At 65.9% G+C, this 10,563-nt stretch carries 1 protein-coding gene; it reads left to right on the forward strand.

Annotated elements, in window-relative coordinates; all coding sequences use genetic code 11:
* The first annotated feature begins 11 nt into the window (after window positions 1-11).
* Window positions 12-10,556 carry a LysM peptidoglycan-binding domain-containing protein gene (locus tag ACQR1H_RS04040; protein ID WP_434907165.1) on the forward strand — a complete coding sequence of 3,515 codons (10,545 nt, stop codon included), beginning with the start codon at window positions 12-14 and terminating at the stop codon, window positions 10,554-10,556.
* The last annotated feature ends 7 nt before the right edge of the window (window positions 10,557-10,563 follow it).

A 10,563-nucleotide genomic window follows, 5' to 3' on the forward strand; every position in this document is an offset into this window, starting at 1 on the left:
AGCGCCGGCTGATGAGCGCTATCGACAATCTCCGCGCCGCTGTCGAAGCCGCCGCCGGCGAGACCGCCTTCGCGCTCGATGCCGCCTTCCTGACGGCGGGCCTCGCCGATCCCGCCGTGAAGGTCCCCGCCGACTACGACACCTGGCTGAGCCAGGCCTTCTTCCTCAAGACCGCGGCCGATTTCAAGGTCACGGTGGAAAAATCCGACGTCGGCCCCGTGGAAGGGGCGGCGTTCACGGTGCAGTCGGCGACGATCCCGTTCATCGGCGCCACCGCTCCGCTGGCCGCGAAGGCCACGCTCGTGTTCACGGTGGACGGCGACCAACTGATCGTGCAGGCCGAGGCGACGCCGTCGAACTGGACCTGGACCAGCAGCTTCGCCTTCATGGGCGGCTTCCCGTTCAATCAGTTCGGCACGCTGAAGAACGTCAGCTTCGTGTTCTCGACGGCGACCGGCAGCTATCCGTACGGTGACTCCGCGGGGCGTGCCGTGAGCGGCGGCGCGGTGCAGAATTTCGACGCCAAGGTCGCGCTGCCGGACGTCGCCAAGCCGTTCCTGCTGCTGTTTCCGGGGCTCACCGCGCCGACCGGCGACCTGCTGCTGAGCGGCGCCCTCAACATGGGCATCTTCAACGGCGAGACCGTTCTGTTCCCGCCGGGGCAATTGCGGGCGGCGATCCAGGACGGCACATTCAAGCTAGCGTCGCAGTTCACGGTCAAGGATCCGAGCCTGGCCCTGACCATTCCTGTGCCCGATGGCGCTGACGAGGTCGATGGCGTCCTGGTGCTGGCCGATCTCGTCGATCCGGATGCGGGCGACCAGGCGCCGACGCTCGCGATCTCCTCGCAGTTCGACATCGGCGGTACCGGTTCCTATCAGCTCGACGTCGAGATCACGCCCGGCGCGGATGCCAACTATTCGGTGGCGCTCGCCGTGGTCACAGGCGGCGATCCGCTGACGCCGGCCACGGTGATCGAGGTGATGGGCGGCAATGGCGGCTATCTCGCCGCGACTCCCGACGTGCTGCAGCAGTTCCTCGCCTTCGTCGGTCTCAACGGCTTCTCGATCGCCGGCACGCTCGGCAGCTCACCGACGATCACGGCCGTCTCGATCGAGATCGGCAGCTCAAAGGACACGAGCTGGCAGATCCTGCCGGCGACCGGCGTTCTCGACTTCAAGATCACCAGCTTCTCGCTGCAATGGTCGATGGCGTATCCGTTCGACGCCACCAAGCGACAGCAGACCTATGATTTCACCACCGAGTTCGTGCTGGCACCGAGCGTCTTCAAGGGACCGGACGGCGAGGGCGACGGCGTATTCACCGTCCAGTTCACGTCAGCCAAGCAGTTCTACGCGTCCTTCGCGGGCACCGCCAAGCTGAGCGACTTCCTGACGGCGCTGTCCAGCGGCGCGGTTGTGCTCGACGTGGAGAATGTCGGGGATTTCGAGCTCGGCGACATCGCGGTCGCGGTCGACTACGGCGCGCAGAGCTTTCAGTTCGATGCCGGCTTCAGCCTCACGCTCAATCTGCTCAAGATCAACGATGAGCCGATCCTTGCCGTGCGAGAGGGGACGGTCTCGATCGCGGCGCAGACTCCGACGCAGGCGCCGGACGGGGGCAATGCGACGACGCTGCTGCGGGCGGCGCCGCTGCAGATGCTGCGGACCTCGCGAGCAGGCGCGCTGCAAACCGCGTCGCAGACGCAATGGAAGTCGAGCGTCGGCGGTTTCCTCGATGTCGGCCCATTGCACACCAAGGTCAGCGTGACCTATGACGGGTTCGAAACGCCGAAGCGGTGGGACCTCGCCGCCTCGCTGGAGGAGCCGCTCGAGGTCTCGGACCTCATCAACCAGTTCTTTTCGCCCGGCAGCGCCTACGGTTTCCCGAGCTTCCTGCCCGGCGACCTCACCATCTCCGAATTCGCGATCACCGCGACCATTCCGGCGGAGCAGGGCGAGCTGGAGACGAGCTACGACATCACCGTCGGCTTCGAGTGGACATTCGCATTCGGCGATCAGACCGTCGGCATCGATCCGGCACGGCTCGGCGTCAGTTATGACGGCAACAAGCCGGCCCAGCAGCAGTTCTCCGGCTTCGCGCAAGGCACCTGGGTCTACTCGGCGATCAATCTCAAGCTCACCATGGGCTATGAGTTCAAGACGACCGAGGCGGGCTCGAACAACATCCTGTTCGTCGAGTGGGAAGGTTTCCGAGCCGCCTGGGAGAGCGACAAGGAACTGGTCACGTTCAGCCTCAAGGGCTGGAGCATCGGCTCGCTAATCCAGGCGCTGGTCCGCACGCTCGGAAATCCGTACTTCACCCTCGACTCGCCGTGGGATCTCCTCAACCAGATCTCGCTCGATGCGCTACGCGTCAACGTCTCGCTCAAGAACGGCGAGAGCTTCTCGCAACGCCTGTCGGCCACTTACGAGCTGTCGAGTCCGATCAACCTCGGCTTCATCAGCATCACCGCGCTGACCTTCCGTCGCGACACCGACGGCAAGGTGACGCTTGCCATCGAGGGCTCGAGCCCGCTCGTCGCCGACGATCCGGCGTTCAAGAATCTGCTCGATCCGGCCAAGGGGCAGGACGTGAAGGACCTGCCCTCGGTGCCCGGCCGGGGCGAGGAATGGTTCAAGCTGTTCCTGCTGGTGCTCGGGCAGCGCATCGGCATTACCGGTCATTCCAGCTTCGAGAGCACCAAGGAGGTGATCTGCGCGCTGCAGTCCGTCCCCAGCACGACGGGCAAGATGAATCCGGTCGATCCCAATGCGGACGACGGCGGGACACCGGGGCTGCCCTATTACGACCAGTCCAACAACTGGCTCATCGCCGGGCATCTCGGCCTGATGAAGGTGGCGGGCGCCTGGTCGATCGATGCGATGCTGGTGTTCAACGACCCCAATCTCTATGGTCTGCGGCTGGCACTCGCCGGCGAGAAGATGGGCGGGCTCGCCAATCTCGTCGTCGACATCCTCTACAAGAAGATCACCGACGACATCGGCGTCTACCAGATCGATTTCACCTTCCCGGACATCATCCGCAATCTCAATTTCGGCGCGGTGTCGATCACGCTGCCGCAGCTCGGGATCAAGGTCTATACCAACGGCGATTTCTTCATCGACATCGGCTTCCCCTACAATCTCGATTTCCGCCGTTCCTTCTCGATCTCGGTGATCGTCTACGGCGTTCCGGTGCTGGGCGCCGGCGGCTTCTACATCGGCAAGCTCTCCAACGCGACCTCAACAAGGATCCCGAAGACCAATCTCGGCACCTTCGATCCGGTGATCGAGTTCGGCATCGGGCTGCAGCTCGGCCTGGGCTACAATTTCGAGAAGGGGCCGCTGAAGGCGGGTTTCGCGCTCACGGTGTTCGGCATCGTTGAAGGCGTCGTGGCGCCGTGGCATCCCTATAACGCCACGCGCACGCTGGCGTCGCGCGCCAGCAGCGGTGCGCTGCAAAGCGATTATTACTTCAGGCTGTCGGGCACCGTCGGCATCATCGGCCTGCTCTATGGCAGTGTCGATTTCGCGATCATCTCGGCCTCGGTCAATGTCAAGATCGTGCTGTCGATCCAGCTCACCTATGAGAGCTATCGCGAGATTCCGGTGGTCGCCAGCGCCAGCGTGACGATCAGCCTGAAGGTCAAGATCAACCTCGGCCTGTTCTCGATCTCGATCAGCCTGTCGTTCTCGGCCCAGGTGTCGGCAACCTTCGTGATCGGACAGACCAGCACGGCGCCGTGGGAGGTTCAGGGGGCACGCGCCGACGCGCTGCTGATGCAGCGGGCGCATGCCCGCGGACCGGACGCGGCGATGCGGCTGGCGCGCAGCCTGAAGCCGCGACCGAAGCGGCTCGCGCCGGCCGCCGCTCATCGCATGGGCCTTGCCGCCGTCGAAGGCAACAAGCCCAAGCTGTCGCTGATGGCAGGCGCGCAGTACACCGTGCTTGCTCCGGAGAAAGCCACCGACGCAGCCTCGAACCAAGGGGCATTCGTGCTCCTGCTCGCGATGGACGCGCCGGATGCCGCCGCCAGCGCGCCGTCCGCCACCAAGACGTCCTTCGACGTGCTGGCCGAGGTCTACTTCCCCTGGATCATTGATGCACTGGGGAACGAGAGCGGGGATGCGGCCGAGCTCGCCGAGACGCTGGCCACGTCGGTGACGCTTACCCAGCTCGAGGCCTATGTCGCGCGCCTCGCCGACACGGCCGATCCGTTCCTGTCGATCAAGGGTCTGTTGCAGTTCCTGGCCGACGCCTTCACGCTCGACATCTTCAATCCGGCGACGGCGCAATCCTCGGGGCTGAAGACCAAGCTCGATGCCGGCTCGGTGCTGTTTCCGGTGTTCGACGGATTGAAGCTGCAGGTCCCCGGCGTGTCCGGCGGCCAGACGTCGTCGATCGCGTTCGAGACCTACACCACGGCAACGCCCGGCTATGCGACCGCGGTCAGCAAGCTGTTCGCGCAGGTAGCTGCGGACATCCAGGCCCAGAACAAGGAAGCGCGCCGGCTTGCCGCGGAGAGCGATGCGAACTCGGCAGAGTCGATGGCGGCCCTGGTGTTCGTCGACACGTTCACGCTGATCGCGCGCCAACTGCTCCAGGCCGCGGCCGACGCGCTGCAGAGCTATGCCTATCCGCTGACCGCGACGAGCAGCATCGGTGCCATCCTGGATGAGCTGAACGGAATCGTCGGCAACGCCTTGACCATTGCCGATATCGTCCAGCCCAACGTCGATCATGCCTTGGGAGCCGGGCTGTCGCTGCATATCGACGACCTCGAATACGTCGTTCAGACCGGCGACACCCTGCAAAGCATCGCTGGCCGCTATTCCGACGCGGCGCCGACGCCGCGCTGGACCACGACGCCGGACCGCCTGATCGTGGCCAACCGGTCACGCCACATGCTGCAGGGCGGCGTCATCCTGCTGCTCACCAACAGCCAGGGCAAGGAGCAGATCTATGTGACGCGGCAGGGCGACAGCTTCGACGAAATCGCGCTGCAACTCGGCGCGATCTCGATCGACGCGCTCGCCGCACAGAGCGTGCTCTATGGCGCCGCCGGCCTGCTGCAGCCGACCTTGCCGCTCGCGATCTGGCCGATCACCTACAGGACCGCCGGGGCATCCGGCCCGTCCTCCGATACGCTGGCGACGGTCGCGAGCCTCTTCCAGACCACCGCGGTTGCGGTCGCGGACGCCAATCGCGGTGTCGCCGGACTGTTCTCGGTGCAGGCGGAGCGCGGCCTGCTCACCGTCGCTAATCTTCAGGCTCTGTCGGTCGGCGCATTGTGGTCGGCGATCGCGGCCACGGGCCAGGTCGGCCAGACCGCCGGCATGGTCTCGCGCTTCCTGGTCTATGGGCTGCGGCTGCCGGTCCAGGACGGACTGACGCTGTCGCCTGCGTTCCTCTATCCAAGGACGCAGTCGGGCTACGGTGTCTATCAGCTCACCGGCCAGCAGTTCCCGACGCCCAGCTCTGCCAGCGGCTACAAGATCGACTTCGCGCGCGAGACGCAGAGCCACGGTGTCCTGCTCGACTTCATCATGCTGAATGCCGGCACCGGCCTCAGCATGGAGGTTGATCTGAGCCAGGCCTTTGCCGCGTTGAACGTCGTCGTCAGCTGGGCCAGGACGCCTGGCAATTTCGTTCCGAGCCCGACGTTTGCGGCGCTGCCGCTTGCCGAGCGCCAGCCGCGGCCGTTCACCGCCAGCGGCTATGCGCGTTGGTCGAGCGGATCCGTCGCGAGTCTGCTGGCGCTGACGAATCGCAGCGGCGTGGCCGCGGCCGCCGATGCCGGTGCGCAGACGCAGCCGACGCTGTGGAGCCTGCCGCCGGCGCAGACCAATCTGGTCGCCACGCGCGAGCAGTCGATCCGCGCCGTCATGCCGGATCTACGTTCGACGTTCGCGCTGCTGCCGAAGTTCCAGCCGCAGATCGGGCGCAGCAATCCCGCGACCGCACGCACCGACTATGCTGACCTGGGGCGCTGGGCTTGGTGCACGCGGCTCGACATTGAGATCAAGCGTCTGCCGGATGCGGCGGCGCTGGCTGCTCAGGGCACGGGCGCAGGCGATCTGCCGAGCGGTCCGGCATCCGCGCCGTCGCTGCCGTTCGTCTATGAGCTGGTCGGACCCAGCTCGGAGGATGCGGTCCGGCTGCAGCGCATCCTGACCGCCATGGATGCGCTGGGCGAAGGCATCGCCTCCGCCGTCTTCCTGCTCTACAACCAGTCCGGACCGGGCGCGCCGATGCTGGTGACGCCGGCGGACGCCAACTTCCTCGCCTTCATCACCCAGACCAACCTGTCGACCGAGACCAATCCGGCGGCGGCGCTGCGGCTGATGCTGAGTGCCGAGGATGCTCCGCCGCGCGGCATTGCCAATTCTCCGGCGCAGTTCATCCGCTTGATGTGGGAGCTCAGCACGGTCCGCAGCGGCGGCTACTATCTCTACTACGAGAACGTCGAAAGCGAGGAGGGCCTGCCGGCGGCCGTGTTCGATTCCTCGGGCTCCGGCATCGTGACGATGGTCGTGACGTTCGCGGCGCAGGGCAGCGAGTCCTTCGGCACCACGCTTCCCGATTTCGTCAACGCCTTCGTGACGACCGACGCCGTCGATCCGCAGAGCGACCTGGTGCAGACGGTGTCGCTGGCCTCGACCGGCCCAACGGCGCCGGTCGCGGCAGGAGCATCGCTCGACGCGCTCGCGGCGATCTACGGCCCCGGGCCCGGACGGATCGCCGAGGTCAACGCGACCAGGCCGCTCGCCGCGGACGCACTGGTGCCGATCGTGGGCGCGGTCCGCCAGCTCACCGAGGCGGATCTGGTCCGCGGCACTGGCGGGGCGATCGATGCGCAGGCTACGCTCGACAAGCTCGCCAGGCTGTTCTCCGCCGGTGCAGTCCGTCCGATCACCGGCCAGGACATCGCCGCATTCAATCCGCAAGTCGCCGTTGCGCTCGCGGCGGTGTTCTACATCCCGCCGCTGACCTATCAGGTCAATTCCTCGGCCGCGCCCGGAATGAGCTTTGCCAGCATGGCCGCCTATTACGGCCTGGACGTCGACCTGATCGCCCGCGGCGCCTGCGCTGCGCCCGGACTGTTCCCGGTCAATGCCGTGCTCGATCTCGATCCTCAGCTGTTCTCGCTACGCGACCAGTTGCCGCCGCAGAACATCGGGTTCGCCCTGACGCGCGACAATTTCGGCCTCCCGCCGGACGATCCCGCCGCGCCGGACTTCGCCAAGAAGACGATGTATCAGCTCTACACCTCGCTTGCCGCGGGGCTTGCCGGCAACGTCTTCTACAAGGTCAGTCCGCTCGGCATGCCGTTCGGTCCGCAGGATCACGACGACAACGAGGCCGGCGCGTTCGACAGCCATGCCCGCTCGGCGAGGACGCGCAGCAACCGCCTTGCGCAGGTCGCTCTCGCCGATCTCGACTATCGCCAGTCGATCGGCATCGGCGCGCAGTTCGCGCTGGTCAACGCCGCGCCCGATCCGTCCGATTCCAATCTGCCGCCAAAGGCGGCCAATCCCTATCTCGGTGTCGGCACCATGGCGCAGGTCGCGCTGCAATGGCGCGATATCTTCGGCAACACCACGGTGACGCCGTTCGAGGCGCCGCCGCAAGGGTATCGCGGCGCGCTCAACGGGGCTGCGGTGCCGATGCTGTACCGCGACGAGCTGATCGGGCTCGGGTCCTGGATCAATACCAACGCCAGCTACACCTATGAATCCGCGAGCGGTGCGGCGTTCAAGCTTGCATTGTCCCTCAACGCTGCGGCCTATGCAGGGCCGGACGGTGCGGCGCGGGCCGCCGACGATCTCTCGCTCTACACCCGGATCTACTATCAGCTGCATCAGGACTATTCCGCCAATGTCTCCGTGAAGGTGCCGGGCGTTTCCGGCAACGCGGTGGCAATGCGGCTGTCGAATTCGCTGCTAGCCAAGCCCGACGTGGACCTCACCGATGCGCAGGCGGACATCATTCGCGGCTATGTGCGCGCCTGCTTGCTGTATCTGAAGCTCGTGACGCAGGGACAGGCGCCCGCAGCCCCCGCTGCGACGCTGTCGCTTCCTGTCGACGTCAATGCGATCGCTGCGGGCAACATCCTCGAGCTCGACGTGACGCTCGCGCTCAGCCGCAATCCGCTGCTGGTCGATCCGGCCGTGGCGGCGTTGCAGGGCGGCACCGGCGTGGTCGCAGCGATCCTGCCGCGGGCCGACGGCGACGGCAACGTGTCCTATACGGTGTTCAGCACAGCGGTCGAGGCGATTTTCGCCACGGCCGATTGGTATCTCAAGGTCGGGCAGGGCCTGTCCCGCGACGGCGAGGATGCGGCCGACGGCGCGCAGCAGCTCTGGGCGGTGCGCTTCGGCAAGGCGGCCGGGAAAGGCATCCATTTCAAGCTGGGCACGTCCCCGAGCTATTTCGCGCCGAAACCGATCGCCAAGGCGTTGACGAGCGGCGATGTGACGATCACGCGCTACGACACCGGCGAGATTGACACGCTGCATCTTGACGGCGCCGACCTGAACCAGTGGTTCCAGAGTACGCTGGACGCGATCGATCTGTTCCTGTCGGCGGCCTATGCGCCGCACGCCTTCATCCTCGACCTGATCGACGATGTGACCGATCCGCTCACGGATGGTTCATTGGGACGCGTGCTGTCGACCAAGGAATTGCTGGCGGATACGATCAGCCTGAAGACGCTGCCGGTGCTGTCGACCAGCGCGGGCGATCCCTCGACCGCCTTTGCCGCAGCTGAGAAGCTGCGCCAGCAGCTGCTCAACCAGCTCGGCGCAGCCTATCGGGCCGGTGCGGCCGTCGTGTTCGGGCTGACCGAGGTCACCGGTGGCGGCGACAACAATCCGGCCGGTCCGCCGAACCTCTACGGTCAGCCGGGCGGAAGCATCAAGGGCGCGGCGGACAATCAGAACTACACGCTGACGCCGACGCGCATCCCGCTCGGCGAGGTCTACGATCCCGCTAGCAAGACCTGGTATGATCCGCGACTGGCCTTCGTGTTCGCCACCAAGAACGTCATCGATCAAGCCTATGTGCCGCTGAAGCTTACGCTGTCGCTCACCCATCTCGAGTTCGAGCGGCGCACCGTCCCCGGCATCGACGGCTATGTCGGTTCGCGATGGCTCGCCTTTGTCAATGGACCGTTCGATTATCCGTTGGGAACGCAGGTCGCCAACATTCCGGTCGTCAATCGCGACCTGCCGACGCCGCCCACGGTCTCCGCCCAGCAGGCGCTGCAGCTCACCGGCGAGGGCGCGACCGATCCGTCGAAGCTGAGCGCCTGGTGCTATTCGTTCGACTATCTCTATCAGCAGGCGGCAGCAGACGCGGTGTCCTGCACGGTGGAGTTCAACCGTCCGACCATGCCAACGCTGCGCCGCTCGGCCAGGCTGAGCGGGGAGCCGGATCTTTTCACCGCGCTGGCGCAGTTCGTGACCAACTATCCGGCGATCCTGCGCGATCTCAACCAGTATCTGGTCGGCATCGATGGCGCCGAACCCGATCCGGCGACGCTGGCGGCTGCGCGCAAGGCGACCGCCGCCTTTGCACTGGAAACCAGGCAGGTCGCGGATGCCTACGCGCGGGAGAGCGTGGGAGCTGCAAGACTGGCGGCCGCACCGGCACATGTGATCGTGAAGTTTCTGTCGACGCTCGACGGCACTGCGGAAGGACACGCGCGCACCAATCTGGTCAACATCACCATCGATGGGATGGCGGCGAGCTGGAATGCGGTAGCCAATACGATCTCGAACGGCACCACCACGCTCCCGGCGCCGGTCATCGCAATCATCGCGCCCGAGCTCTATACGCCCCAGGCGGTGCCGCCGGCGGAGCTGCCCGCAGGCGTACAGATCGCCTACGTCTATACGCGTCAGGTCGACGGCAAGACGGTTTATCTCGGCGAAGCGGAGGCACGTGGTTTGCCGGCCCGGACGGTGTCGGTCGCGACGCTCGACGTCCTGCTGTATCAGAGCGGCTGGGCCTCGGTGTTCGTGCAGCGCAATCTCGCGCTGTTCCCGCTGGCCGATCTCAAGACCACCAGCACCAACCCGGCATTCCTGTTCCAGACGCCCGAGGTGCGGTTCGCCTCCACAGTGGTTCCCCAGCTGAATTATACGTCGTTCCCGCTCGACGCGATGCCGGGCGCATCCGGTGACCTCGACGCGCGCCTGACGAAGTTCTTCGCCGCGCTCTATGCCAACGGCAATGGCAGCACCAGCGACGAGGTCGCGATGCAGGGCATGTACAGCTATGAGATCGTGGCCGGCCAGCCGGCGATCCCGCGCGTCCGGGTGCCGATCAACCTGCTGACGCCGACCCCATCGGTGGTCGATCCCGGTGTGAAGCCGACCTTCGTGGCCCCGTTCGCGCAGATGATCGATACGTGGCGCGGGACGACCAGGCCAACGACCGCGGGCCATGCCCGTGTCGAGATCGAACTGAAGGTCTTCGGCGGCGTCGGCGATGCGACACAGCCGTTGATCCAGGTCGGCCGGCTCACTCACGACGTCGCGACCGCTTGAGCCCGTC

The organism is Bradyrhizobium sp. HKCCYLRH2015 (genome assembly GCF_051168215.1).
In the GTDB taxonomy this organism is placed as follows: domain Bacteria; phylum Pseudomonadota; class Alphaproteobacteria; order Rhizobiales; family Xanthobacteraceae; genus Bradyrhizobium.

What these genes read in the sequence shown, in the direction of transcription:
- ACQR1H_RS04040 (WP_434907165.1), top strand. Translation starts at nt 12, where the DNA reads ATGAGCGCTATCGACAATCTCCGCGCCGCTGTCGAAGCCGCCGCCGGC.